We start from the raw sequence: 24109 nt of genomic DNA, 5'->3' as shown, positions 1-24109 counted from the left end.
GCGGCGCCGGGGACCGGGTCCGGGTTTCCGGCGCCGCCGTGACGGGTGCGGTGGTGCGTGCGGGTGCTGGTGCGGTGGCCAGGGGGCCTCTCAGCCCTTGACGGCTCCGGCGGACATGCCGGTGACCAGGTGTTTCTGGGCGAAGAGGAACACCAGGGCGGCCGGGATGGCGATGAGCACGGAGGCCGCCGTCATGGGGCCCCACTGGGCTCCGTACTGGTTGACGAACTTCTGGAGTCCGCCGGCCAGGGTGAGGTTCTCGTCGCCGACCAGGAAGGCGGAGGCGTACGCCACTTCGCCCCAGGCGGTGATGAAGGAGTAGAACGCGGTGACCGCGAGGCCGGGCTTGGCCAGCGGCAGGATCAGCCGGAAGAAGGTGCCGAACGGGGTGAGGCCGTCGACCTCGCCCGACTCGTCGATCTCGCGCGGGATGGTGTCGAAGAAGCCCTTCATCATCCAGGCGCAGAACGGCACCGAGATGGTGAGGTAGGTGATGACGAGTCCCATGGGCTGGTTGAGCAGCCCGAGGCTCGACATGATGTTGTAGATCGGCACGATGAGGACGGCGACCGGGAACATCTGGGTGATGAGCAGCGTCCACATCAGCCCGCGCTTGCCGGGGAAGCGGAAGCGGCTCACCGCGTATCCGGTGGTGGCGGCGACGAAGACGCCGATCACGGTGGAGAGCGCGGAGATGATCACGGAGTTGGCGAACCAGTTGAGGAACTCCGTGTCGCGGATCAGGTTCGTGTAGTTGACGAACGTCGTCTCGCGGAAGAAGTCCGTGGTGGTCGCGAACTTGGCGGGCTTGAGCGAGGTCAGCAGGACCCACAGCACCGGGAAGACCGCGATCACCGAGGCGATGATCAGAGTGAGGTGCAGGGCGACGGAGGCGAGCGGGGAGCGCTCACCGCGCAGCCGGACCTTGGGGGCGCTGTGCCGGGCGGGGGTGTCGGTCGCGGTGGTCACCAGTTGTCTCCCTGGGAGCGCAGGACTCGCCGGTAGACGACGGCGAAGAGCATCAGGAGTACGAGGATCAGCACGCCCCAGGTGGAGGACTGCGCGTAGTCGCGTGGGCTGATCTCGAAGGAGAACTTGTACGCCTGGGTCACGAGGATCTGGGTGGCCTCGCCGGGTCCGCCGCGGGTCAGCAGGAAGATCACCGGGAACATGTTGAAGGTCCAGATGGTGGAGAGCAGGACCACCGTGGTGGAGACCGGGCGCAGTCCGGGCAGCGTGATGTGGCGGAAGCGCTGCCAGGCGGTGGCGCCGTCCATCTCGGCCGCCTCGTACTGCTCGGAGGGGATGGACTGGAGTCCGCCGAGGAGGGCGACCATCATGAACGGGATGCCGAGCCAGACGTTGACGGCGATGACCGCGAACTTGGCCCAGGTCGGGTCGTTCAGCCACGGCACGGCGTCGATGCCGGCGCCGCCGAGGACCTTGTTGAGCAGGCCGCGCTCCTCGTTGTAGAGGAAGCGCCAGGCGAAGACGGAGACGAAGCCGGGGATGGCCCAGGGCAGGATGAGGGCCATGCGGTAGGCGGAGCGTCCGGCGATGCGGCGGTTGAGGATGTTCGCCAGGGCCATGCCGAGGACGAACGTGACGCTCACGCAGGAGACGGTCCACACCAGCGTCCAGCCGAGCGTGCCGAGGAACTGCGAGCCGGTCAGCGCGTCGATGTAGTTGTCCGCGCCGACGAACTCGTAGGTGGCGGGGATCTCGTTGACGCCGATGGAGCGGGCGACGTTGCGCTCGTCCGCGTCGGTCATCGAGAGGTAGATGCCGCGGACCAGCGGATAGCCGATGATCACGCCGATCACGACGACGACCGGGGCGACCATGGCCCAGGCGTACCAGTGGACCGACAGCGCCCGCCGCAGACGGCCGGGGGTCGGTGGTGGGGTGCCAGTACCGCGGCTCCGGCCGCGGGCGGTGTTCTCGCCCGCGGCCTTCACCACCGACTGGCTGGTGTGGACAGCCATCAGTCGGCCAACCTTCCTGTTACTTCCAGCCCTCAAGGAGCTTGCGGTAGGAGTCGCCGGTGGCCTTGGCGGCCTTCTCCGGCGTGGTCTGGCCGGTGAGGACCTTGGTGTACTCGATGCGCAGCGGCTCGAAGAGGCTGCCGCCCTCGGGGATCCAGGGGCGCTCGACGGCGGTCTCGACGACCGGCTTGAAGAAGCCGACGATCTCGCTGTCCACGGCCTCCTGCTTGGCGTACGCGGAGGTGCGGGTGGGCAGCAGGTTCAGCTCGCCGGCGGCGGTGGCCTGGCTGTCCACGGAGGTCATGTACTCGACGAAAGCGTAGGAGGCGTCGAGGTTCTTGGAGCCGGCGTAGACGGCCAGGTTGTGGCCGCCCTGCGGGGCGCCCTGGGCGGCGGAGCCGGCCGGGACCGGGGCGACGCCCAGGTTGGCCTTGTCCGTGAACTCCTTGCCGGTCAGGGTGTCGGCGACGGCCCAGGGGCCGTTGATCATCATCGCGACGTCGCCGTTCTTGAACGACTGCATCATGTTCTCCCAGCCGTCCGAGGCATCCGTCTTCGCGGTGCCGTCGTCGACCAGGGCCTTGACCGCCTCGAACGCCTTGACGCCCTCGGGCCTGTCGATGGTGACGCTCTTGGAGGAGGCGTCGACCATGTCGCCGCCCTCGCCGTAGAGGAAGGAGAGGAAGTAGTACGGGTCGTCGCCGCGGAGGTAGAGGCCGGTCTTGCCGGTCTTGTCCTTGATCTTCTCGGCCACGGTCTTGAGGTCGGCCAGGTCGGCGGGCGCCTCGACGCCGGCCTCCTTGAACAGCTTCTTGTTGTAGAAGACGCCCATGGAGTCGATGACCTGCGGGACCGCGTACGTCTTGTCCTCGTACTTCGTGGACGCGACGGCCTGCTTGAGGAAGTCGTCCTGGTTCTTCAGGGCGGGGGTGCCGTCCAGCGGGGCCAGGTAGCCGAGGTTGGCGAAGTCCGGCGTCCAGGCGACCTCGGAGCGGATCACGTCGGGGGCGCCGTCGCCGGCCTGGGCGGCGTTCTTGAACTTGTTCTGCGCGTCGCCGAAGGGCACGTTGACGTACTTGACGTCGACCTTCGGGTGCTTCTTCTCGAAGCCCTCGGCCAGCTTCTTGAAGACCTTGTCCTCACTGCCGACGCTGGAGGTGTCCCACCAGGTCACCGTGCCGGAGAGCTCGCCCGAGCTCTTGCCGCCGCCGGACTTCTCGTCGCTGCCGCAGGCGGTCGCCGCGAGCGCCAGGGCCGCGACCAGGGCGGTGGCCGTTATGCCACGTCGCATCTGAACTCCTTCAACTGCCGTACCGCTCCGTCGCGGCGCCGGGTCGACGTGAACGTAACAAGGATGAAAGACGACCGAAAGACCTTGCGGAAGATTTCTGCAAGGCTTGGCGATCGTTACATTCGCGTGTCCTCAAGGTTGCCGTCAAGCCCCTTGACGACACTCCCTCATCCCTGGCAAGGGCAGGCGGGACACGGCATATCCGCAGTGCGACGATCCGACCGCAGCCCGCGATCCGGGACCGCAAGTCCTTGCAAGACGTTGCCGGAGAACCCTCCGGCACCCTCCCCCGCACCGCCCCGCAGACGGTGGGCAATCCGACACGGGCCCGGTACAGTCCCATCCCATGACCGCACGGCTTGCCGATATCGCAACTCAGGCGGGGGTCAGCGAAGCAACGGTCAGCCGGGTCCTGAACGGCAAGCCCGGAGTCGCGGCGACCACCCGCGAATCCGTCCTCGCGGCGCTCGACGTCCTGGGGTACGAACGCCCGGTGCGGCTGCGCAGGCGCAGCGCGGGACTGGTCGGCCTGATCACCCCGGAGCTGGAGAACCCGATCTTCCCGGCGCTGGCGCAAGTCATCGGCCAGGCGCTGACCCGACAGGGCTACACCCCGGTGCTGGCGACCCAGACGCCCGGCGGCTCCACCGAGGACGAACTCACCGAAATGCTGGTGGACCGGGGCGTTTCCGGCATCATCTTCGTCTCCGGGCTGCACGCGGACACCTCGGCCGATATGCAACGCTACGAGCAACTGCGCGGCCAGGGCGTCCCGTTCGTCCTGGTGAACGGTTTCTCCGCCAAGGTGCAGGCGCCGTTCATCTCCCCGGACGACCGGGCGGCGATGCGCCTCGCGGTGACGCATCTGGTGGCCCTGGGCCACACCCGTATCGGACTGGCGGTCGGCCCCAAGCGCTTCGTGCCGGTGCTCCGCAAGATCGAGGGTTTCCACGCAACGATGCGGGAGCAGCTCGGGCTCGCACCGGACGAGGTGGAGGAGTTGATCCAGCACTCCCTGTACACGCTGGAGGGCGGCCAGGCCGCCGCCTCCGCCCTGATGGAGCGCGGCTGCACGGCGGTCGTGTGCGCGAGCGACATGATGGCGCTCGGGGCGATCCGGGCGGCCCGCCGACTTTCCAAGGATGTGCCGCGCGATCTCTCGGTCGTGGGCTATGACGACTCGCCGCTCATAGCGTTCACGGACCCGCCGCTGACGACGATCCGGCAGCCGGTGACGGCGATGGGCCAGGCCGCCGTCCGCACGCTCCTGGAGGAGATCGGCGGAACCCCGGCGCCGCACAGCGAGTTCGTCTTCATGCCCGAGCTGGTGGTTCGCGGTTCGACGGCCTCGGGCCCCGCAGGCGGCTCAGGGTCGCTCCCTCGTCCTTGAGGCGCAGGACGTGCGACCGGAACCCGACCGGAGGATGATCGGGGGCAGGGGAATCACTATGGAAGACTCTCTGCCTATGGGTGAAACACAGGTGACCACGCACGAAGGCCGGTCGACGGCCGATCCTTCACCCATCGCGGCCCAGGCGGCCCCAGAAGCCGCCACCGCATCCACCGTTCCCCCGGCTTCCGGGAAGACCGGCCGAGTGCTCGCCCGGCTCCGCTCCCTGCGGAGGCCCCGCCGCCCCCGGCTCTGGTTCGAGATCCTGCTCATCGCGGTCAGTTACTGGCTGTATTCGCTCGTGCGCAATGCCGTTCCGGAGCAGAAGGCCCAGGCGCTGCGCAACGCGGACTGGATCTGGTCGGCGGAGAAGTCCCTGGGCCTCGCCTTCGAGGAAACGGTCAATCACGCGGTCAATTCCGTGACATGGCTGATCGTGTCGATGAACTACTACTACGCGACGCTGCACTTCGTCGTGACCATCGGCGTCCTCGTGTGGCTGTTCCGCCGCCACCCGGGCCGTTACGCGGCGACGCGGCTGGTCCTCTTCGCGACGACGGGCGTGGCCCTGCTCGGCTACTACCTCTACCCGCTGGCGCCACCCCGTCTGATGAACGGCGCGAACTTCATCGACACCGTGCTCCTGCACGAGACGTGGGGCTCGATGGCCTCGGGCAACTTCAAGAACATGTCGAACCAGTACGCGGCGATGCCGTCGATGCACATCGGCTGGTCGCTCTGGTGCGGCCTGACGATCTTCGCCCTGGCCTCGGCGCCCTGGGCCCGCATCCTGGGCCTGCTCTACCCGACGCTCACCCTGGTCGTCATCGTGGCCACCGCCAACCACTTCTGGCTGGACGCGGTGGGCGGCATGGCCTGCCTCGGGTTCGGCTACGGGGTCTCCCGCGTCTGGTACGGCTCACTGCCGCACCGGCTGCCGAAGTGGGTACCGGCCGGCAAGAGCCGCCTGACCGCCCTGCGGACCAGACTCCCCCGCCCGGCATCGGAGCCGGACCCGAAGCCCGCACCGCAGACGGCGGGCTCGCGGAGGCCGTAGCGCAGGACCGTTTCCAGCCCGTCGGGCGGTTCCGCTGAGCCCCTCCGCCAATCCGCTCCCAGCCGGTCGGGCGCTTCCTTCGAGCCCCTCCGCAAACCTCACCCAGCCGGTCCGGCGCTCCCTCCCAGCCCCTCCGGCGTTTGAGGAGCGGGGTCCGGGGCGGAGCCCCGAATCCAGCCCGTCCGGCGCTTGAGGACATCCTTTCCAGCCCCTCCGGCGCTTGAGGAGCGGGGCCCGGGGCGGAGCCCCGAGGGGGCCCCGGGGCCGAGCCCCGGGAGCACGCCCTCAGGACCCCGCCCCGTAGAACCGCTCCTCCACCACCGCCCACGCCCGCCGCGTAATCCGCCGGTAGTCGTCCAACATGTCCCCGACATGCCCCGGCTCGTACCCCAGGTACCGCCCGACCGCCGCCGCCTCCCGCGGGTCGGACGGAAACGTGTCGCCCGGCCTCCCCCGCACCAGCATCACCGCGTTGCGGACCCGCGTCGCCAGGACCCACGCCTCGTCCAGCGTCTGCGCGTCCTCCACCGGAATCAGCTCCGCCGCACACGCGGCGGCCAGCGCCTCACGCGTACGCGTCGTACGCAGCCCCGGCTCCGCCCACCCGTGCTGCATCTGCATCAGCTGCACGGTCCACTCGACGTCGCTCAGCCCGCCCCGCCCCAGCTTCGTGTGGAGCGTGGGATCCGCGCCGCGCGGCATCCGCTCGGACTCCATCCGCGCCTTGAGCCTGCGGATCTCTCGTACGGCGTCCTCGCCGAGCCCTTCCATGGGATACCGCAGCGGATCGACCAGCTCGATGAAGTCGCGCCCGAGCTCCTCGTCGCCCGCCACCGGTTCGGCCCGCAGCAGCGCCTGGCTCTCCCAGACCAGCGACCAGCGCCGGTAGTAGGCCTCGTACGACTTCAGGGTGCGGACCAGCGGCCCGCTCTTGCCCTCCGGGCGCAGGTCGGCGTCGATCAGCAGCGGCGGATCGGCGGTCGGCAGCTGAAGCAGCCGCCGCATCTCCGCGATGACCGTGTTGGCGGCCCGGGCCGCCTCCTCGTCGCTCACGCCCTCGCGCGGCCGGTGGACGAAGAGGACGTCGGCGTCGGAGCCGTAACTCAGCTCGTGCCCGCCGAAGCGGCCCATGCCGATGACGGCGAACCGGGTCGGCAGGGTGTCGCCCCACTGCGCGCGGACGGCGGCCCGCAGCGCGCCCGCGACGGTGGCGGCGTTGAGGTCGCTGACGGCCGAGCCGACGCGGTCGACGAGGGCCCCGTGATCCTGCTCGGCGGGGTTGTCCTCGGTGCCGTACGAGCCGATGAGGTCGGCGGCCGTCGTGCGGAACAGCTCGCGGCGGCGCACCCCGCGCACCACCGCGACGGCCGACTCCGCGTCCCCGGCACGCCCCACCGCGGCCAGTATCTCCTGCTCCAGGTGGGCCCGGGTGCGGGGCGTGAGCCCCTCCGGGTCGCCGAGGATCGCCACCGCTTCCGGGGCCCGCATCAGCAGGTCGGGGGCGAGGCGGCCGGCGGAGAGGACCCGGGCGAGGTTCTCCGCGGCTGCGCCCTCGTCGCGCAGGAGCCGCAGATACCACGGGGTCTTGCCGAGCGCGTCGGACACCTTGCGGAAGCCGAGGAGCCCGGCGTCCGGGTCGGCGGAGTCCGCGAACCAGCCGAGCAGCACCGGCAGCAGGGTGCGCTGGATGGCGGCCTTGCGGGTGACCCCGGAGGAGAGGGCCTCCAGGTGCCGCAGGGCGGCGGCCGGGTCGGCGTACCCGAGGGCCACCAGGCGGATCGCGGCGGCCTTCGCGCTGAGCCGGGACTCGGCGGGGGCCAGCTGGGCGACGGCGTCCAGCAGCGGCCGGTAGAAGATCTTCTCGTGCAGCCGCCGTACGACGGAGGCGTGCCGCTTCCAGGCCTTGTTCAGCTCGTTCACCGGATCGGTGCGCATCCCGAGCGACCGGCCGAGCCGCCGCAGACCCGCCTCGTCGTCGGGGACGAGGTGGGTGCGGCGCAGCCGGTAGAGCTGGATGCGGTGCTCCATGGAGCGCAGGAAGCGGTACGCCTCGTCGAGCTGGGCGGCGTCCGCGCGCCCCACGTACCCGCCCTCGGCGAGCGCCCGCAGCGCCTTGAGGGTGGAGCCGCTGTGCAGGGAGGCGTCGCTGCGCCCGTGCACCAGCTGGAGGAGCTGCACCGCGAACTCGACGTCGCGCAGTCCGCCCGGGCCGAGCTTCAGCTCCCGCTCGATCCGGTCGGCGGGGATGTTGTCGACGACACGACGGCGCATCTTCTGCACGTCGGGGACGAAGTTCTCCCGGTCGGCGGCGCACCAGACGAGCGGCGACACCGCCTCGACGTACTGCGCGCCCAGCCCGGGGTCGCCGGCCACCGCCCGGGCCTTCAGCAGGGCCTGGAACTCCCAGGTCTTGGCCCAGCGCTGGTAGTAGGCGAGGTGGGAGCTGAGGGTGCGCACGAGCGGCCCGTTGCGGCCCTCGGGGCGGAGGTTGGCGTCGACCTCCCAGATGGTGCCCTCGGCGGTGGTCTCGGAGCAGAGCCTCATCATGTGGGCGGCCAGCCGGGTGGCGGCCTGCATGGCTTCGGTCTCGTCGACTCCGTCGCGCGCCTCCCCGACGAAGATCACGTCGACGTCGGAGACGTAGTTCAGCTCGCGCCCGCCGCACTTGCCCATGGCGACGACGGCGAGCCGGCACCGGGCCGCGTCCTCGGGCGCGGCCGTGCGGGCGATGGCGAGAGCGGCGCGCAGGGTGGCGGTGGCGAGGTCGGCCAGTTCGGCGGCGGTCTGCGCGAGGTCGGTGGTCCCGCACACGTCGCGGGCGGCGAGGGTGAGCAGACACCTGCGGTAGGCGACCCGCAGCGAGTCCGGGTCGACGGCATCGGCGAGCCCGCGTTCGAAGTCGGCGACCCCGGGGTTCAGGTCGACCGCCTCGTACGTGACGAGCGTCTGCCAGTCGCGCGGGTGCCGGGCCAGGTGGTCCCCGAGCGCCTCCGAGGCGCCGAGGACCCCGAGGAGCCGGTCGCGCAGGGGTTTGGCGGTGACGAGGGTGCCGAGCAGCACCTGCCGCTCGCTCTCCGTCTCGGCCTCGGCGATCCGGACCAGGCCGCGCAGGGCCAGGTCCGGGTCGGCGGTGGCCCCGAGCGCCTCCAGGAGGACGGGATCGGACCGTACGGAGGCCAGCGCGTCCAGGCCGAGGAGCTGGTCCGCGGCGGACGGGTCGGTGAATCCGTGCCGCAGCAGCCTGGTGAACGTACTGCTTCTGCGCCCCGGCGCCGTCGTCATTCCGTGCTCTCCCGCCAGCCGAACCGAACCGTGTCCCCGTGCGTCGCCCCGGCGCGGCTCCGTCGCCGCCCCCGGGGCCCTTCGAGCCTAGCCCTGTGCCGGCGGATCCGGGGCGGTGACGGGGTCCCCCCACGGAGGAGACCCCTGGTGTTCCGCTGCTCCGACGGGGGCCGTGCCGACGAGGACGGTGGCGTACAACTCCTCGGAGACCAGGACCCGGGGGCTCAGCCCGGCGGCGCGCAGGATGTCGACCGCCGTGTCCCGCTGCCGTTCGCTCGCCTCCACGAGCAGGCTGCCGCCGGGCGCGAGCCACCGGGGCGCTTCGGCGGCGACCCGGCGCATGACGTCGAGCCCGTCGCCGCCCCCGTCGAGGGCGACGCGGGGTTCATGGATGCGAGCCTCGGCGGGCAGCAGCTCGACGTCGTCGGTGGGGACGTAGGGGACGTTGGCGAGCAGCATGTTGACCCGGCCGCGCAGGGTGGCGGGAAGCGGGGCGAACAGGTCGCCCTCGTAGACGTGCCCCAGGTCGCCGATGTTGCGCCGGGCGCAGCGCACGGCGGCGGGTTCGACGTCGCAGGCGTGCAGTTCGGCCGCGTCCGAAGCGGAGGCGAGGGCGACGCCGAGCGCACCGGAACCGCAGCAGAGGTCGACGACGACGGCCCGGCGAGGTGCGAGGGCGGCGGCCTGCGCGACCAGGAACTCCGTACGGCGACGGGGCACGAAGACGCCCACGTCCACGGCGAAGCGGCGGCCGTGGAAGTCCGCCCAGCCCAGGACGTGTTCGAGCGGCAGCCCGGCGGCGCGGCGCTCGACGAGGGAGGACAGTTCGTCGGCGGAGGCGGCGGCCTCGTGGAGAAGACGGGCCTCGTCCTCGGCGAAGACGCAGCCGGCGCGTCGGAGGGCGAGGACGGTGGAGGAGAGGGAACTCAACGGGTGAACCGGCATACGAGCGAAGCCTTTCGGGAAAACCGATGGGCGCTCCGCGATCGACTATGCCGTCCGGTCGGCTGCTGCCGGTCGTACGACGCGATCGCGCGGGGTGAGCACCCAGCCTGATCCAGCGGTAATGGGTCTCACCTCCTCGGTCGATCTCGTCGATCCCCGTGGCGTACGGGGGTGGTAACAGTACAACAGCCCGTTCTCGCGCCCGTACGGGCGCGAGAACGGGCTGTCGGCCCGGATCCCCGGATTCGCTCTGCTACAGATCGACGCTGTCCCGCAGCTTGGTGGGCGTCAGGAACAGGGAGGCGATCACACCGATCACGGCGATGCCGGCCGAGATGAGGAAGATGTGGCCGGTCGCCTCCCCGTAGGCGGCCCGCACGACGTCCTGGACCTGGGGCGGCATGGCGGCGACGTTGAGGGTGGAGCCGCTGGAGCCGGACGCGGCCGGGTCGACGCCGAGTTTCGTCAGCCCGTCGGTGATCCTGGTGGCGACCTGGTGGGCGAGGACCGCGCCGAGCACCGAGACGCCCATGGTGCCGCCGAGGGAGCGGAAGAAGGTGATCGCCCCGCTGGCAGCGCCGATCTCGCTGAGCGGGACGGTGTTCTGGAGGACGAGCACCAGGTTCTGCATCGACAGGCCGACCCCGACGCCCACGCCCAGCATCCCCAGCGACACCAGGACGAGCGAGGTCCGGTGGTCGATGAAGGACAGCCCGAGGAAGCCGAGCGCGAGCACGATCACACCCGCGACGATGAACGGCTTGACCTTGCCGGTCTTCGACACGAGGCGTCCGGCGACGGTCGAGGAGACGAGTACGCCGGCCATCAGCGGGATGGTGAGCAGTCCGGCCTCGGTGGGTGAGTAGCCCCGGCCGATCTGGAAGTACTGGCCGAGGAAGACCGCGCCGCCGAACATGGCCATGCCGACGGCGAGGCTGGCGACGATCGCGAGGGCGGGGTCCCGGCGGCGGACGACGTGCATCGGGACGACGGGTTCCTTGACCCGGGTCTCGACGAGAACGGCCGCACCGAGGATGAGTACGCTTCCGCCGACCATGAGGCCGCTCTGCCAGGAGATCCAGTCGAAGTCGGTGCCGACGAAGGTGACCCAGAGGAGCAGGAGGCTGACCCCGGCGGCGATCAGCGACGCGCCGAGGTAGTCGACCTTGGTGTCGGGCCTGCGGACCTCGGCGAGGTGCAGGGTGCGGGCGAGGATCACGGAGGCGACCAGCGTGAAGGGCACGGCGATGAAGAAGCACCAGCGCCAGCCGAGCCAGGAGGCGTCGGTGATGAACCCGCCGAGCAGCGGCCCGCCGACGGTGGCGACGGCCATGACGCCGCCGAGGTAACCGTTGTAGCGGCCGCGCTCCTTCGGGCTGATCATCGCGGCGATGATCACCTGGACGAGCACCTGGAGCGCGCCCATGCCGAGCCCCTGTACGGCGCGGAAGGCGATCAACTGCTCGGTGGACTGAGCGAATCCGCAGGCGACGGAGGAGACGACGAAGAGCCCGATGGCTATCTGGAGCAGCAGCTTCTTGCTGAACAGGTCGGCGAGCTTGCCCCAGATCGGGGTGGAGGCCGTGGAGGCGAGCAGGGTCGCGGTGACGACCCAGGTGTACTGCGACTGCGTGCCGTCGAGGGACCCGATGATCTGCGGGAGCGCGACCGAGACCACGGTGCTGCTGATCATCGCCACGAACAGCACGATGAGCAGTCCGCTCAGGGCCCGCAGGACGTGCCGGTGGTCCATGGGTGCGGCGGCGGGGACCCCGGATGGGGCGGTGGCGGTGTCTGCTGCGCTCACGCGCAACCTCCGGAAAGTTCGTACGAGAGGCCCGTACGGGGCGGTCGCGAGGGGTGTCCGCGCGCGCCGCCGGTACGGGAGGAAGAAGACTTCACCATACATGCACACTGGGCAATTTTGCTCACTGCGCAATAATCTCGCACTCGGGGATAATGCCCCCATGAACAGCAGCACTGCGGGACCGGGACCGGGACCGGGGCTCCGGGAACGCAAGAAGGAAGCCACCCGACAGGCCGTGCACGAGGCGACCCTGCGCCTGACGGTGGAGCACGGCTTCGACCAGGTGACGGTCGAGGCGGTGGCGGACGCGGCCGGCATCTCCCGCAGGACGTTCTCCAACTACTTCACCAACAAGGAGGACGCCCTTCTCTACGGCGAGGAGCAGCAGATCAGGGCCCTGGTCCGCACGGTGCGGGACCGCCCCGCCGACGAACCCGCCTGGCCTGCCCTGCGCGCGGCGGTGGCCCAGTTCGCGGAACGCGTGGCGCCCCCGGAGCGCGAGTGGGCGGTGCGCACCCGCCTGGCGATGCGTCACCCCTCACTGCTGGCCCGCCAGTTGGCCAACCACGCCACCCTGGAACGCGACCTGGCCGAAGCGGTGGCCGCCCGCCCCGGCCCGGCCTCGGCCCCGGTCCGCCCGATCGTCCTGGCGGCGGGCTTCCTCTCCTCGCTGCGGATCGCGATGCGCATGTGGATCGAGGAGGACCTGACGCGCGAGCCGGCGGCGGTGATCGACGAGATCCTGGACGAGATGGGGCGGGGGTTCGCGTGAGGAAGGGGCTGGGGTAGCTGGGGTAGCCCCCGCTCACGACTCACGCCTCACGCCTCAGTGACCCGTCGGCGCGGCGCACGGCGCACGGACTCCCCCGGGAGCCCGACTGTCAGCACCTGGCTCAGGAGTCCGGCTGGTCGGAGTCCGGCTGCTCGACGCGGATCTCGTAGGCGATCTCCCAGCGGATGTCCGGCACGATGATGTCGGCCGTCTCCACGGGGCGCCCCTCACGGTCGAAGTACGTGCGCTCCACCTCGATGACCAGGTCACCGAGGGAGATCCCCAGCAGATTCGCCTGTTCCCGCGTCGCGCGGGCCGGGCGGGGAAGCTCGATGCCGGTGGCGATGTTCACGCCGATGGACCGCATCCGCTCCACGACGCCGATCTTGCCGTGCGGCCCCATCTCCGGGAGCAGGATCGGGGTGCCGTCGGTGATGGCCATCGGCTCCCAGCTCTTGGCGAGCTGTACGGGCAGGCCGTCGGCGAGGAACTCGTAATCGGTCACGACACAGAGGTCGCCGGGCTCGATCGCCAGCCGTTCGGCGATGTCCTCCGGCGCGGGGACGCGGGCCGTGCTGGTGCACTCCCAGTCGGCCTCGTGGTCGAGCTCGCTCATGTCCGAGGCGAAGGGGCTTTTGCCGCGCTGCTCGCGGTGGCGTGAGCGGACCATGCGCCGGCGCTCGCGGGCCCGGCGGACGTAGGTGCCGGAGCCGGCGCGACCTTCGAGGATGCCCTCGATGATCAGGCGCTCCATGGCCCGCTGCGCCACGGACTGACCGACGCCGTACTCCTCGGCGAACCGGGCCCGGGACGGCAGCTTGTCGCCCACCGCCCATTCACCGGCCCTGATGCGAGCCCGCAGAGCATCCGCCACCTGCAAGTACGGCGTATCACGTGGCATTTGAGCAGCTCCGTGTGTTCGGCGTCGATATGGGCGTCGCTGTTGACAAAGCTAACCCATCAGGTTGAAGCTGAATACTCAGCATTACTTGGAGTGACATTCGGTCATCAGGGGAGAAGTGTGCGCTCTGCACAAGCGCGGGCCGCGGCGCTGACCGGCATGCTCGCCGCCGCCACGGGCACCGAACCGCGCCTCACCACCGGCCTGGACACCTTCCGCGTCGAGGCCGATCTCCCCTCCGAGTTGAGCGCGACCGCACACTCGGCCGTCCTGGCCGCGCTGGCCACGGCGGACCGCTACGGCCACACGCTCAACCGCACCGCCGAATACGTGTGGGCCGAGATCAGCAGAGAGGCGAACGTGACCACGACCGAATCCCCGGACACGGCGTACCGCGCCCTGCTCGGCCACACCCTGACCTGCACCGCGTGCCGGACCGGCACGATCTGCCCCGACGCGGCGAAGCTCGTCCGCGTCTGGCGGGAGACCCGCCGATGAGAGGCGGCGCGGGACGCCGGCGCGAATGGCGCGCGACCACGGCGAACGGACGGCGCGCAGCCGGGCGAACCCCCTGATCCGACCCGGCCCCGGCCGTCCGCTCCTCGGCAGAACAACAGCCGGGCCGGGTTGGTTGCCAGCACCCCCTCACCAGAGACGGAGGCACCTGATGGGCAGGACCCACCAGGCGTTATCGGCACCACCCGGGAGGCCAGGATGATCGCCCTCTCCACGACGGACGTCCTCGACTGCGAGGCATGCTGGAACGCCCCGGTCACCGCCGCCCGCCATACCCCCACCGGCCGCGACCTGCTCTGCGAGGAGTGCGCGGAGGGCGCCTACCCGCGTCGCGTCGACCTCTTCCCGCCGTTCGGCATCTACGGCCTGACGCCCCGAAAGGTCCTGAACGACGGCAAACACGGGAGCGGCCCCCCGAAGACCCCACCCGACCCAGGCCCTCCGCTGCCCCACCCGCCACCGGCGCCATCACCGCCGGGTACGCCGCCGGTTTAACCCTTCCGGCCACGCCTGGCCCGCGCCCGCCCCGGATGGCGAAGATCCGGCCCCGCTACCGCCCACCACAGGCTCGACCGCGCCCCGGACCGGTCGATCCTGTGGGGGGGTCGCCAAAGGGTTCGGACGCGAAATGCCATCCCCTTGAGCATTACCAAGGGTCAAGCCACAGTGCGACGGCGGGCGCGGAGGAGTTCGAGGCCCTTCACGGCGTAGACGACGATCATGAGGGCAAAGCCGGCGAGGAGGAGCCAGAACCAGGACGCCGCCACTGCGAGACTCAGCACCAGGCCGGTCATGAACATCAAGGTGCTGACGGCGTCCAGCAGTTCGAGACGCGCCAGGGAGCGCACGGCGCGGTCGGATTCGCGCAAGCGGCGAATAATCCGGACAAGAGCGGCCGCCTGCAAGACGGCAAAGCCGAGAACGGCCCAGAGGAACCAGTCGGGTATGTCCACGACACGGACTGTATCGCCCGCTCGCGACCACGGAACCAGAATCCTGCCAGATGGACAGGCAGAGCGCGGACCGCCCGGCATCGGAAGAACGCGTCGAGGCCGACGGCCCGCTTCCGTCGGCCCGATCCCGCATACATCGGCCCGATCACAGTGCCGGGCGAGGGCTCCCCGCCCGGCACCGCTACTACAGCACCGGCAACAAGTTCTTCAGCTCGAAGGTCGTGACCTCGCTGGGGTACTCCTCCCACTCCTGCTTCTTGTTGCGGAGGAAGTGGCTTGCCAGCATTTCTGACCTGCGGCCATGTCATCGATCAGCGCGGTAACCCGCTCTTGAGCTATCGGCATTGGTTGGCGCCGAGCGCACTTCCACGGCCCCGAGAAGCGACTCCGTGGTACCAGTCGTCAATCTCGGTTGCCACTCGATGTGGACTCAGGGCGAGGCGACTACTCAAGCGTTGCTGGCTGGCCCAACTGCAACCTTCGGACTGCGCTGGTCGCTTGCGGTCGCTCCTGTTGCTGTACTTCGCCGCTGTACCGACCCGGAGCAAGGCAAGCGTTGCGCTGCTCCTGTGCGCCGGTCCACGTGCTGATAATCGCTGCGCATCCGGCGAAGAACGTGCCAGCCCCCACCATGACTGCTGCAACCGTCATAGTTCTGCTACTGACTCATTGAGTAGGCTCTGACTGAACAGGTGTGAGTTGGTGATCCATCTCATCCTTTTCTGGTGGTAGCTCACCCGAGCTGCACTGGTTGGCCCCATCCGTCACGTCTCCCCAGACTCGGATGGGGCCTTCTTTGAGCCACGAAGCTAGCAGTGGACGCGCCCGCCTCCGCTTGTTTCGAGAAGCGCTCCGGTCCGGCTCTGACCACACCGGAAAAGTGCGCACCACCTCCACATGCAGACCTCTCTACAGGCTTCTGAACTGGGCATATCTCGACTACCTTTCTCGCCAGAAACTTACGACCATCGCAATTCCGCGTCCATCCACGCAGTTCAATGGACATAGGCGCCATAAGGGATGCGCTTGCTGGGCTTCACGAGGCTGAAACCCGCCTACGACGCGGGCCTACCACTTACGACGTGGTCGGCTATGGAGCGGATCAGCTCGTGACGTGGCGAAGGGCCGCATGGGCTGAAGAGGCCTTCACCACTCGGAGAGAATGAGGGCATGGAGCTGCGTGGGGACAAGGTCGTGCTGCGGCCGGTGACCGATGACGATACTGAGATCCTCGAGGAGGTCGTACGAGAACCGGAAGTCGCGGCGTGGTGGTCGCCTCCGGACAGCTATGAGGACATGCTGGCTGTGATTTTCGAGGGTGAGGTCATCGGCGCCGTCCAGTTTGACGAAGAGACCGATCCCGAGTTCCGCCACGCCAGCATCGATATCTTCCTGACGGCGGGGCGCCACGGGAAGGGGCTTGGCGCCGACACGGTGCGTACGCTGGCACGTTGGCTGGTCCAGGACCGCGGCCATCACCGGCTGACCATCGATCCCGCCGCGGCCAACACCGCGGCGATCCGCTGTTACCGCAAGATCGGGTTCAAACCCGTGGGGGTCATGCGAGCGTACGAGCGCGACCACGGCACAGGTGCCTGGCGGGACGGCCTGCTGATGGATCTGCTCGCAGACGAGCTGGCCTGACGCGACTGACCCTCGAATCCTGCGGGGCGTGACGTGACAAGGGCCGCCCGGGTTCTTCGGGTGTGAAGACGAAGTGGGCCCGCGCAGCCTTGTCCCACTCTGCCTTCTGTGGCATCTGCACCGCGCATCTCGGCGGTTTGATCGAGAAGTTGGCCGCCCCCTGGCAAGCGCGAAGGGAGTCCGCGCTGCATGACCGGCGCGGTGGAGACCGCCGACGCCAAGCCGGGGCCGGACGTAGGCACAAGCTGGTGTTCACCGACCGGATGCTGGTCACTCTGGTCCATCTGCGCAGCCAGTTCCCGCACGCCGCGCTTGCCGAGCTGTATGGGGTGGGCCGCTCCACCGTCACCGAGGCGATCGGTGAGATCCGTCCGCTGCTCGCGAGCCGCGGCTTCGCCGTCCCCGGCCGGCCAGGGCTTCGGCTGCGCACCCTCGCGGACGTGTTCGCCTACGCCGACGTCGAGGACGTCACTTTGCGGATCGACGGTACCGGGACCCAGGTTCGCCGCCCGATAGCCCACCGGCCGGGCCGCTGTGCGTTCGTCTCCGGCGAGAAGAAGCAGAACACGATGAAGACCCATGGGGCTTCGGGACGTACTTCGACCCGAAGCCCCCGCACCACTGCGCACCCACATGTCCGCACCCGAGGAAGAGTGAAGCCCCATGGCCACCGCCCGCATCGGCCTCGACGACCACGCCCACCAGGGCGATCGAGCCCGTCTGGTCGACTGGGCCTGGGCAACCCGCGGAGCAGCCTGGCTCGACGCCGGCTACTGGATCATCTGGCTCATCGCCACCGGTCACACACCCGTATCCGCCGAACAGTGGGCCGCCGAGATCCCCTCCTGGCACACCGCCCCCGCCGAGGGCATCACCGCCTTCGCCACCGCCAACGCCGCTCTCTGGTCCGAGATCAGCAACGGCGGCCCCGACCCGTGGGCCCTGCGCCTCGCGGCTGCCGCCAGCGCCTGGCACACACACCGCAGAGCTGCCTGAACAGCAGCCCACGCGGGTCGATGCGGACTGGCGCGTGCCCGGTTGGTTCCTGCATGTAGTGCATGCCGGGAGGAAATGTCGGTGCTCTTCCTCCACCTAGTGCCGGGGAGCGGATGCACCGTCGCTCCTCCTGGGCCCGGATGATTGTCAGTGCCCCTTGCTAGATTGCCCGGTGGATAGAGACCGGTCAGAGAACCTTCGAGGTCCGCGGTCAAGGGGGGTGGGCATAAAGGTCCCCGGGAGCCACCTCGGGACTATGTCGCAAGCCGTGGATCCCCGCCCCCCTCATCCTCCATGTGCGTGAACCCCCCGTCCGGGCCTGACGGCCCCTGGCCGGACCAGAGTTGCTCATGACTGCGGGCGGGTCGCCTCGGTTGGACCGAGGCGACCCGCCCGCAGTGCGTTCTCCGAGCCGCTGACCCGCGGCTACAGCACCGGCAGCAGGTTCTTCAGCTCGAAGGCCGTGACCTCGCTGCGGTACTCCTCCCACTCCTGCTTCTTGTTGCGCAGGAAGAAGTCGAAGACGTGCTCGCCCAGTGTCTCCGCGACCAGCTCGCTCTTCTCCATCAGCGAGATCGCCTCGCCCAGGTTCTGCGGGAGCGGCTCGATGCCCATCGCGCGGCGTTCGGCGTCGGAGAGGGCCCAGACGTCGTCGTCGGCGCCGGCCGGGAGTTCGTAGCCCTCCTCGATGCCCTTGAGGCCCGCGGCGAGCAGGACCGCGTAGGTGAGGTACGGGTTGGCGCCGGAGTCGATGGAGCGGACCTCGACGCGGGCCGAGCCGGTCTTGCCGGGCTTGTACATCGGGACGCGGATGAGGGCGGAGCGGTTGTTGTGGCCCCAGCAGATGTACGAGGGGGCCTCGCCGCCCGCGCCGGCCGCGCGGGAGGAGCCGCCCCAGATGCGCTTGTAGGAGTTGACCCACTGGTTGGTGACGGCCGAGATCTCCGCCGCGTGCGTCAGCAGGCCCGCGATGAAGGAGCGGCCCACCTTGGAGAGCTGGTACTCCGCGCCCGACTCGTAGAAGGCGTTGCGGTCGCCCTCGAAGAGGGAGAGGTGGGTGTGCATGCCCGAACCCGGGTACTCCGAGAACGGCTTCGGCATGAACGTGGCCTGCACGCCCTGTTCCAGCGCCACCTGCTTCATCACCAGACGGAACGTCATGATGTTGTCCGCCGTGGAGAGCGCGTCCGCGTACCGCAGGTCGATCTCCTGCTGGCCGGGGGCGCCCTCGTGGTGGCTGAACTCGACCGAGATGCCCATCGATTCGAGCATGGTGATCGCCTGGCGGCGGAAGTCCATGCCGACGTTCTGCGGCGTGTGGTCGAAGTAGCCCGAGCTGTCCGCCGGGGTCGGGCGGGTGCCGTCGACCGGCTTGTTCTTCAGCAGGAAGAACTCGATCTCGGGGTGGGTGTAGAACGTGAAGCCGAGGTCGGACGTCTTGGCGAGGATGCGCTTGAGGACGTAGCGGGGGTCCGCGAAGGACGGGGAGCCGTCCGGCATCAGGATGTCGCAGAACATCCGCGCGGTGCCGGGGGCCTCCGCGCGCCAGGGCAGGATCTGGAAGGTGCCCGGGTCCGGCTTGGCGATCATGTCCGATTCGTACACTCGGGCGAAGCCCTCGATCGCCGAGCCGTCGAAGCCGATGCCCTCGTCGAACGCCTGCTCAAGCTCGGCCGGAGCCACGGCGACGGACTTGAGGAACCCGAGGACGTCGGTGAACCACAGCCGCACGAAGCGGATGTCGCGCTCCTCAAGGGTCCTGAGGACGAATTCCTGCTGCTTGTCCATTGCCACATCCTTGCAGTTCAGACGGCCCGTGCTCCACCGCCCGGGGTAGGGGGACACTTCAGTATCGCGACCCGGGATTTCCCCCAGATTACGCACACGGTGTGAGAGAGAGCACTCGGCCACCCACTACGATCGGCGACCGTGGCGCACGGGGGCGGCAGCTGAGCACTGGCCGCCTTTCCGCCCGGCTTTCCGCCCGGCTTTTCTCCCGGTTTTCCGGCCGTCCGCGCGCATCGGTTCACGGGCCGTCCCCCCTCTTCCCGGCCCCTTCGCAGAAGGACTCGACGACATGAGCTTCGACCCCCGGTTCCCCCAGCCGCAGGCCCCCGACCCGCGCGCCCGCGCCACCCGCAACCGGGCCATCGCCATAGGGCTGAGCGCTGCCGTCGTGGCCGGTCTCGTCGCCTTCGGCTCGTACCTGCTGCTGGAGAACTCCGAGGCGAACGAGAAGTCCGCCGACGCCTCGGCGGCCCAGGACGGCAAGCACCCGGGCGGTCACGGCGACTCCCACGGCAACGCCACGGGCGGGGCCATCGAGGGGCTGAGGTCCTGGGACGCGGCGAAGCTCGGCCGCCAGCACGTGGCGGGCTCGGTGGACTATCCGATGAAGCCTCCGGTGGGCGGCGACCACAACCAGTCCTGGATGAACTGCGACGGCGACGTATACGAAAAGGCCCTCCCGGACGTCAACGCCGTGCACTCCCTGGAGCACGGCGCGGTCTGGGTCACCTACAACGGCAAGGCCGCCGACGCCGATGTCGCCGCGCTGGCCGAGCGCGTCAAGAAGACCCCGTTCACGCTGATGAGCCCGTACGCCGGTCAGGAGGGCGCGATCATGCTCAGCGCCTGGGGCAAGCAGGTCGCCGTCGACTCCGCCGACGACAAGCGAGTGGACCAGTTCCTCGCCCAGTACGTCCAGGGCGCGCAGACCCCCGAGCCCGGCGCGCCCTGCACCGGCGGGCTGGCCACGGTGCCGCAGTGACGGCCGGGGAGCGGGCGGCCGAGGACGACGCCGTCGAGGCTTCGCACGCCCTCGTGGAGCGGCGGAAGACCCGGCGTGTCCGCCGGGCGGCCGGTGCCGCAGTGGCCCTCGCTCTGCTCTTCGTGGGGGCGGCCACCGTCGCCTCCGCGCGGGGCGACGGGGACGGGGGCGGCTCGGGAGCGGGGGACGCGTCTGTTCGCGTTCCGGGGGCCTCGTCCGCCGACGCCGGGTTCGCCCGGGACATGGCCGTCCACCATCAGCAGGCCGTCGAGATGTCGTTCATCGTCCGCGACCGCACCGACGACGAGGACGTACGCCGTCTCGCCTACGACATCGCCAACACCCAGGCCAACCAGCGCGGCATGCTGATGGGCTGGCTCGACCTGTGGGAGTTGCCGAAGGTCGCCCCGGGCGGGGAGCAGCCCATGGCGTGGATGGCCGGTACGAGCGGGCACGAGCACGGCGGGCACGGCTCGGGCGGCACCGAGGCGGGTTCCGGTGCCGGTGCGGACGGGGTGCTCATGCCCGGCATGGCGAGCCGCTCCGAGCTGGCGCGGCTCGGCCGTCTCGACGGCGAGGAGGCCGAGGTGTTCTTCCTCCAGCTGATGACGGACCACCACAAGGGCGGCGTCGACATGGCCGAGGCCTGTGCGTCCCTGTGCGAGGTCCCGGCCGAGCAGCGGCTCGCCCGGGGCATGGTCGAGGGCCAGCAGTCCGAGCTGGGGCTGATGCGGGACATGCTGGCCGAGCGGGGTGCCGAGCCTCGCCCCTGAGCCGGGCCCGGGCCCTGGGCTCGGGGCCCGTACGACGGGTGCGTCAGCTTGCGTCCTCGCGCTGGCGCACCCGAACGGGTGATTGCGGTCGCGCGGCCCCGGCGGGCTGGTGACGATGGGTTGCGCTCGGGGCCGTACGGCAGTGCCATCGGCACGCAGGAGGAAATCCCCCATGACGACCGCCAAAGACATCATGCACAGCGGGGCCCGCTGGATCCCGGCCCACGAGACGCTCGACCGTGCGGCGCAGCTGATGCGCGAGCACGACGTGGGCGCGCTCCCGGTGTCCGCCAACGGTGACTCCGACCGGATGGTCGGCATCATCACCGACCGCGACATCGTCGTCGGCTGTGTGGCCAAGGGCCACGACCCGGCGAAGGTCACGGCGGGCGATCTCGCGCAGGGCACGCCCCGCTGGATCGAGGCGGAGGCCGATGTGAACGCGGTCCTGGAGGAGATGCAGACCCATCGCATCCGCCGACTGCCCGTCGTCGAGAACAAGAAGCTCATCGGCATGATCAGCGAGGCCGACCTCGCGCAGCACCTCACCGAGGAGCAGATCGCGGGGTGGGCGGAGAGGGTCTACTCCCGCAGCTGAGCGCCCGTACGACGACGGCCCGGTGCCCTCCCCGCTCCACCCGCTCAGGCGGAGTGATGGCAAGGTGATCAGAAGGTGCCGGGTCGCCCCCACCCCGGGGCCGTATACCCGCCAGGGGTAGGGTGGCCCGCATGGCGGGCAGGACGCGGAGCAGGAGCGTGACGTACGGGCAGCTGATGCTGTTCGCCGCTCTGCTGTTCGGCATCGTCACCATGCACACGGTCGGGCATCCGGCGGAGCACGGCGGTTCGTCGCCCCCTCCTGCCGCCATGGCCGAGCACCTGACCCAGGCCCCTGGCCAGGATCAGGCCGCAGGTCTCGCCCCGGCTCCCGGCGTCGCCGATGCCCAACAGCCCCAGCAGGCCCAAGAGGCTCAGCAGTCACCGCACGACTCCCCCGGCTCCGGCGCGCCCATGAGCGGCATGGATCCGCTCTCCGTCTGCCTCGCCGTCCTCGGCGCCTGGGGCCTCGCTCTCCTCGGTTCCTGGCTGCTCGGCCTCCGCGCCGACGGACGGCCCCTCGGTACGCCGGTGGGTGCGGGGCTGCTGCGGGCCCTGCGGCCGATTCCGCCGCCCCGGATATCGGTGCTCGACAGCGTCTCGGTGCTGCGTATTTAGGAGTGGGCGTCTCACCTCCGCCCTCTCTTCCAGCAGTAACAGCCCTTCAGTTCTTCAAGTTCTTCCGTTCTTCAGAGGTGTATTCGGCATGCCCACGCAACCCACTCGACGCGCCGTGCTCGGCGCCGCTCTCGCCGTCGCCGGCACGGGAGCCCTCGTCGCCTGTTCCGACGGGGGCGGCGGCGATCACACCGGAGGCCACTCCCCCGGCGGAGCGCAGGACTCCGGTACGTACGTCTCGCCCGGCGGCAAGGAAGTCGAGGCGGCGGAGGCGGCGCGCGGTTCCGGCCCCGTGCGCAAGGTCTCCCTCACCGCCACCCGGGCCCGGCTCGACCTCGGCGGCGGGCGGACCGTCGCCTCCTGGGCGTACGGGGACCGGCTTCCCGGGCGCGAGGTGCGGGTGACGGCCGGCGACACGCTCGCCCTCACCCTCGCCAACCATCTGCCGGAGCCCACGTCCCTGCACTGGCACGGCCTCGCCCTGCGCAACGACATGGACGGGGTCCCCGGGCTGACCCAGCGGGACATCGCGCCGGGGGCCGACTTCGCCTACCGGTTCGCCGTGCCGCACCCGGGGACGTACTGGTTCCACCCCCACTCCGGCGTCCAGCAGGACCGGGGGCTGTACGCGCCGCTGATCGTCGAGGACCCGAAGGAGCCGTTGGCGTACGACAAGGAGTGGGTCGTCGTCCTCGACGACTGGGTCGACGGGGTGGACGGTTCCACTCCGGACGCCGTCCTCAAGGAGTTGTCCGGGGGCATGGGCGGCGGGATGGACCACGGCGCGCACACCATGTCTGGCGAGGGGGACGAGAAGGGCACGGCGGACGGGAAGGGCACGGAGGACGGGAAGGACACGGCGGACGGGAAGGGCACGGAGGACGGGAAGGACACGGCGGACGGGAGCGGTGACGGGCCCTCGCGGATGATGATGGGGGCCACCAGCGAACTGCTCGGCGGGGACGCCGGTGATGTGGCCTACCCGCACTACCTGGTCAACGGGCGGGTGCCGCAGGACCCGTCCTCCTTCTCCGCGCGGCCCGGCGACCGCATCCGGCTGCGGATCATCAACGCCGGTGGCGACACCGCCTTCCGGGTCGCGCTCGGCGGGCACCGGATGACCGTGACGCACACCGACGGGTTCCCGGTCCGGCACACCACGGGTGACGCGCTGCTGCTGGGGATGGGCGAGCGGTACGACGTCCTCGTCACCGCCGGCGACGGGGTCTTCCCGCTGACCGCGCTGGCCGAGGGGAAGAAGGCCGGGAAGAAGGAGGCGTCGGCGCTGGCCGTGCTGCGGACCGGGAGCGGTGCCGCGCCCGCCGCCTCCGTGCGGCCCAAGGAGCTGGACGGGAAGCTGGTGGAGGCGGGGCGGCTGGTGCCGGACCCCTCGGTCGCGCTGGCCTCCCGCGCGCCGGACCGGACGATCCGGATCCGGCTCACCGGCGGGATGGCGAAGTACGACTGGGCCTTCGACGGTCAGCCGTACAGCGCGAAGCAGCGGCGGCCCGTGGAGGCGGGCGAGCGGGTGCGGGTCGTCTTCGACAACGGGACGGCCATGTGGCACCCCCTCCATCTGCACGGGCACACCTTCGCGCTCGGCGGGAACGCCGCCGGGGCCCGTAAGGACACCGCGATCGTGCTGCCGCACCGGTCGCTGACCGTGGAGTTCGACGCGGACAACCCGGGGCTGTGGATGGTCCACTGCCACAACGTCTACCACGCCGAGGCGGGGATGATGACGGTCATCGGGTATCGCGGCTGACCCCGCGATCCTCGGTGGGTCGGAGCTGATAGCCGCTTCGACCTGCG

At 70.2% G+C, this 24109-nt stretch carries 21 protein-coding genes and 2 pseudogenes; 13 read left to right on the top strand and 10 right to left on the bottom strand.

Annotation, left to right across the window (positions count from 1 at the left end):
* Positions 1 to 90: 90 nt before the first annotated feature.
* Genes AB0F29_RS03725 through AB0F29_RS03715 form a run of 3 tightly spaced genes read right to left on the bottom strand, consistent with a single transcriptional unit; the run spans position 91 to position 3276 of the window.
* Positions 91 to 969 carry a sugar ABC transporter permease gene (locus AB0F29_RS03725; protein ID WP_361867203.1) on the bottom strand — a complete coding sequence of 293 codons (879 nt, stop codon included), beginning with the start codon at positions 967 to 969 and terminating at the stop codon, positions 91 to 93.
* Positions 966 to 1985 carry a sugar ABC transporter permease gene (locus tag AB0F29_RS03720; RefSeq protein ID WP_228923434.1) on the bottom strand — a complete coding sequence of 340 codons (1020 nt, stop codon included), beginning with the start codon at positions 1983 to 1985 and terminating at the stop codon, positions 966 to 968. Before AB0F29_RS03720 ends, AB0F29_RS03725 begins: the two co-directional genes overlap by 4 nt.
* Before the next feature lie 19 nt (positions 1986 to 2004).
* The gene (locus AB0F29_RS03715) at positions 2005 to 3276 is read right to left on the bottom strand and encodes an extracellular solute-binding protein (RefSeq protein WP_361867202.1); all 1272 of its coding nucleotides are present in this window, start codon (positions 3274 to 3276) and stop codon (positions 2005 to 2007) included.
* A 346-nt stretch (positions 3277 to 3622) separates the two neighbouring features.
* On the opposite strand from AB0F29_RS03715, the gene AB0F29_RS03710 reads away from it, so the two are divergent.
* The gene (locus AB0F29_RS03710; protein ID WP_073741864.1) at positions 3623 to 4666 is read left to right on the top strand and encodes a LacI family DNA-binding transcriptional regulator; all 1044 of its coding nucleotides are present in this window, start codon (positions 3623 to 3625) and stop codon (positions 4664 to 4666) included.
* A 76-nt stretch (positions 4667 to 4742) separates the two neighbouring features.
* On the top strand, positions 4743 to 5723 hold the full coding sequence (locus tag AB0F29_RS03705; RefSeq protein ID WP_361867200.1) for a phosphatase PAP2 family protein: 981 nt from the start codon (positions 4743 to 4745) through the stop codon (positions 5721 to 5723).
* Between the two features lie 285 nt (positions 5724 to 6008).
* Here the strand turns inward: AB0F29_RS03705 and AB0F29_RS03700 are convergent, their stop codons facing one another.
* The 3 genes from AB0F29_RS03700 to AB0F29_RS03690 all read right to left on the bottom strand — a co-directional run bounded on the left by AB0F29_RS03700 (position 6009) and on the right by AB0F29_RS03690 (position 11703).
* Positions 6009 to 9005 (bottom strand): bifunctional [glutamine synthetase] adenylyltransferase/[glutamine synthetase]-adenylyl-L-tyrosine phosphorylase, encoded by a 2997-nt coding sequence (locus AB0F29_RS03700; RefSeq protein WP_361867198.1) that lies wholly within the window; start codon positions 9003 to 9005, stop codon positions 6009 to 6011.
* Between the two features lie 87 nt (positions 9006 to 9092).
* On the bottom strand, positions 9093 to 9950 hold the full coding sequence (locus AB0F29_RS03695; RefSeq protein ID WP_361867196.1) for a putative protein N(5)-glutamine methyltransferase: 858 nt from the start codon (positions 9948 to 9950) through the stop codon (positions 9093 to 9095).
* Between the two features lie 253 nt (positions 9951 to 10203).
* Complete coding sequence (locus tag AB0F29_RS03690; RefSeq protein ID WP_361867764.1) at positions 10204 to 11703, bottom strand: MFS transporter; 1500 nt, start codon at positions 11701 to 11703, stop codon at positions 10204 to 10206.
* Between the two features lie 214 nt (positions 11704 to 11917).
* On the opposite strand from AB0F29_RS03690, the gene AB0F29_RS03685 reads away from it, so the two are divergent.
* Positions 11918 to 12529, top strand: coding sequence for a TetR family transcriptional regulator (locus tag AB0F29_RS03685; protein WP_361867195.1), 612 nt, complete (start codon positions 11918 to 11920; stop codon positions 12527 to 12529).
* Between the two features lie 121 nt (positions 12530 to 12650).
* On the opposite strand, the gene AB0F29_RS03680 is transcribed toward AB0F29_RS03685, so the two are convergent.
* Positions 12651 to 13430, bottom strand: coding sequence for a GntR family transcriptional regulator (locus tag AB0F29_RS03680; RefSeq protein WP_361867194.1), 780 nt, complete (start codon positions 13428 to 13430; stop codon positions 12651 to 12653).
* Positions 13431 to 13589: 159 nt separating this feature from the next.
* Here AB0F29_RS03680 and AB0F29_RS03675 point away from each other — a divergent pair, with 159 nt between their 5' ends.
* Together AB0F29_RS03675 and AB0F29_RS03670 are read left to right on the top strand one after the other, a co-directional pair.
* Complete coding sequence (locus AB0F29_RS03675) at positions 13590 to 13928, top strand: hypothetical protein (protein ID WP_018958162.1); 339 nt, start codon at positions 13590 to 13592, stop codon at positions 13926 to 13928.
* A 216-nt stretch (positions 13929 to 14144) separates the two neighbouring features.
* A complete protein-coding gene (locus AB0F29_RS03670; protein ID WP_361867193.1) occupies positions 14145 to 14441 on the top strand; it encodes a hypothetical protein in 297 nt (98 codons plus the stop codon).
* 161 nt (positions 14442 to 14602) lie between these two features.
* Here AB0F29_RS03670 and AB0F29_RS03665 read toward each other — a convergent pair whose 3' ends face one another.
* Both AB0F29_RS03665 and AB0F29_RS03660 read right to left on the bottom strand, forming a co-directional pair.
* On the bottom strand, positions 14603 to 14899 hold the full coding sequence (locus AB0F29_RS03665; RefSeq protein ID WP_361867192.1) for a hypothetical protein: 297 nt from the start codon (positions 14897 to 14899) through the stop codon (positions 14603 to 14605).
* Between the two features lie 184 nt (positions 14900 to 15083).
* Positions 15084 to 15185 (bottom strand): glutamine synthetase, encoded by a 102-nt coding sequence (locus AB0F29_RS03660; RefSeq protein ID WP_361867191.1) that lies wholly within the window; start codon positions 15183 to 15185, stop codon positions 15084 to 15086.
* A gap of 884 nt (positions 15186 to 16069) precedes the next feature.
* Here AB0F29_RS03660 and aac(6') point away from each other — a divergent pair.
* The 3 genes and pseudogenes from aac(6') to AB0F29_RS03645 form a co-directional block, all read left to right on the top strand.
* Positions 16070 to 16543 carry an aminoglycoside 6'-N-acetyltransferase gene (gene aac(6'), locus AB0F29_RS03655; protein ID WP_361867189.1) on the top strand — a complete coding sequence of 158 codons (474 nt, stop codon included), beginning with the start codon at positions 16070 to 16072 and terminating at the stop codon, positions 16541 to 16543.
* A gap of 89 nt (positions 16544 to 16632) precedes the next feature.
* Positions 16633 to 17118 (top strand): annotated as a pseudogene (locus AB0F29_RS03650) (transposase family protein); the annotation flags it as partial.
* Positions 17119 to 17227: 109 nt separating this feature from the next.
* Positions 17228 to 17539: pseudogene (locus tag AB0F29_RS03645) on the top strand (aminoglycoside phosphotransferase); the annotation flags it as partial.
* A gap of 426 nt (positions 17540 to 17965) precedes the next feature.
* Here AB0F29_RS03645 and glnA read toward each other — a convergent pair.
* Complete coding sequence (glnA, locus tag AB0F29_RS03640; protein ID WP_003969536.1) at positions 17966 to 19327, bottom strand: type I glutamate--ammonia ligase; 1362 nt, start codon at positions 19325 to 19327, stop codon at positions 17966 to 17968.
* Positions 19328 to 19616: 289 nt separating this feature from the next.
* Here glnA and AB0F29_RS03635 point away from each other — a divergent pair, with 289 nt between their 5' ends.
* The 5 genes from AB0F29_RS03635 (at position 19617) to AB0F29_RS03615 (ending at position 24062) form a co-directional block, all read left to right on the top strand.
* Complete coding sequence (locus AB0F29_RS03635) at positions 19617 to 20309, top strand: DUF3105 domain-containing protein (RefSeq protein ID WP_361867187.1); 693 nt, start codon at positions 19617 to 19619, stop codon at positions 20307 to 20309.
* Between the two features lie 53 nt (positions 20310 to 20362).
* Entirely contained in the window at positions 20363 to 21082 is a 720-nt protein-coding gene (locus AB0F29_RS03630) for a DUF305 domain-containing protein (protein ID WP_361867762.1), read from the top strand.
* Positions 21083 to 21254: 172 nt separating this feature from the next.
* Positions 21255 to 21680, top strand: coding sequence for a CBS domain-containing protein (locus tag AB0F29_RS03625; protein ID WP_361867186.1), 426 nt, complete (start codon positions 21255 to 21257; stop codon positions 21678 to 21680).
* 131 nt (positions 21681 to 21811) lie between these two features.
* Positions 21812 to 22297 (top strand): hypothetical protein, encoded by a 486-nt coding sequence (locus AB0F29_RS03620; protein WP_361867184.1) that lies wholly within the window; start codon positions 21812 to 21814, stop codon positions 22295 to 22297.
* An 88-nt stretch (positions 22298 to 22385) separates the two neighbouring features.
* Positions 22386 to 24062: a multicopper oxidase family protein gene (locus AB0F29_RS03615; RefSeq protein WP_361867182.1), complete on the top strand. Its 1677-nt coding sequence runs from the start codon at positions 22386 to 22388 to the stop codon at positions 24060 to 24062.
* Positions 24063 to 24109 lie beyond the last annotated feature (47 nt).

The sequence above is a fragment of the Streptomyces sp. NPDC026589 genome (assembly GCF_040638385.1).
GTDB lineage: Bacteria > Actinomycetota > Actinomycetes > Streptomycetales > Streptomycetaceae > Streptomyces.
The sequence above is the reverse complement of the archived record's forward strand: the minus strand, read 5'-3'. Positions and strand labels throughout refer to the sequence as shown.

Bases quoted from the DNA above. Each gene is read 5' to 3' on its own strand.
- AB0F29_RS03720 (WP_228923434.1), bottom strand. From the start codon at position 1,985: ATGGCTGTCCACACCAGCCAGTCGGTGGTGAAGGCCGCGGGCGAGAAC.
- AB0F29_RS03715 (WP_361867202.1), bottom strand. From the start codon at position 3,276: ATGCGACGTGGCATAACGGCCACCGCCCTGGTCGCGGCCCTGGCGCTC.
- AB0F29_RS03710 (WP_073741864.1), top strand. From the start codon at position 3,623: ATGACCGCACGGCTTGCCGATATCGCAACTCAGGCGGGGGTCAGCGAA.
- AB0F29_RS03705 (WP_361867200.1), top strand. From the start codon at position 4,743: ATGGGTGAAACACAGGTGACCACGCACGAAGGCCGGTCGACGGCCGAT.
- AB0F29_RS03700 (WP_361867198.1), bottom strand. From the start codon at position 9,005: ATGACGACGGCGCCGGGGCGCAGAAGCAGTACGTTCACCAGGCTGCTG.
- AB0F29_RS03695 (WP_361867196.1), bottom strand. From the start codon at position 9,950: ATGCCGGTTCACCCGTTGAGTTCCCTCTCCTCCACCGTCCTCGCCCTC.
- AB0F29_RS03690 (WP_361867764.1), bottom strand. From the start codon at position 11,703: ATGGACCACCGGCACGTCCTGCGGGCCCTGAGCGGACTGCTCATCGTG.
- AB0F29_RS03685 (WP_361867195.1), top strand. From the start codon at position 11,918: ATGAACAGCAGCACTGCGGGACCGGGACCGGGACCGGGGCTCCGGGAA.
- AB0F29_RS03680 (WP_361867194.1), bottom strand. From the start codon at position 13,430: ATGCCACGTGATACGCCGTACTTGCAGGTGGCGGATGCTCTGCGGGCT.
- AB0F29_RS03675 (WP_018958162.1), top strand. From the start codon at position 13,590: ATGCTCGCCGCCGCCACGGGCACCGAACCGCGCCTCACCACCGGCCTG.
- AB0F29_RS03670 (WP_361867193.1), top strand. From the start codon at position 14,145: ATGATCGCCCTCTCCACGACGGACGTCCTCGACTGCGAGGCATGCTGG.
- AB0F29_RS03660 (WP_361867191.1), bottom strand. From the start codon at position 15,185: ATGCTGGCAAGCCACTTCCTCCGCAACAAGAAGCAGGAGTGGGAGGAG.
- glnA (WP_003969536.1), bottom strand. From the start codon at position 19,327: ATGGACAAGCAGCAGGAATTCGTCCTCAGGACCCTTGAGGAGCGCGAC.
- AB0F29_RS03635 (WP_361867187.1), top strand. From the start codon at position 19,617: ATGAGCTTCGACCCCCGGTTCCCCCAGCCGCAGGCCCCCGACCCGCGC.
- AB0F29_RS03625 (WP_361867186.1), top strand. From the start codon at position 21,255: ATGACGACCGCCAAAGACATCATGCACAGCGGGGCCCGCTGGATCCCG.
- AB0F29_RS03620 (WP_361867184.1), top strand. From the start codon at position 21,812: ATGGCGGGCAGGACGCGGAGCAGGAGCGTGACGTACGGGCAGCTGATG.
- AB0F29_RS03615 (WP_361867182.1), top strand. From the start codon at position 22,386: ATGCCCACGCAACCCACTCGACGCGCCGTGCTCGGCGCCGCTCTCGCC.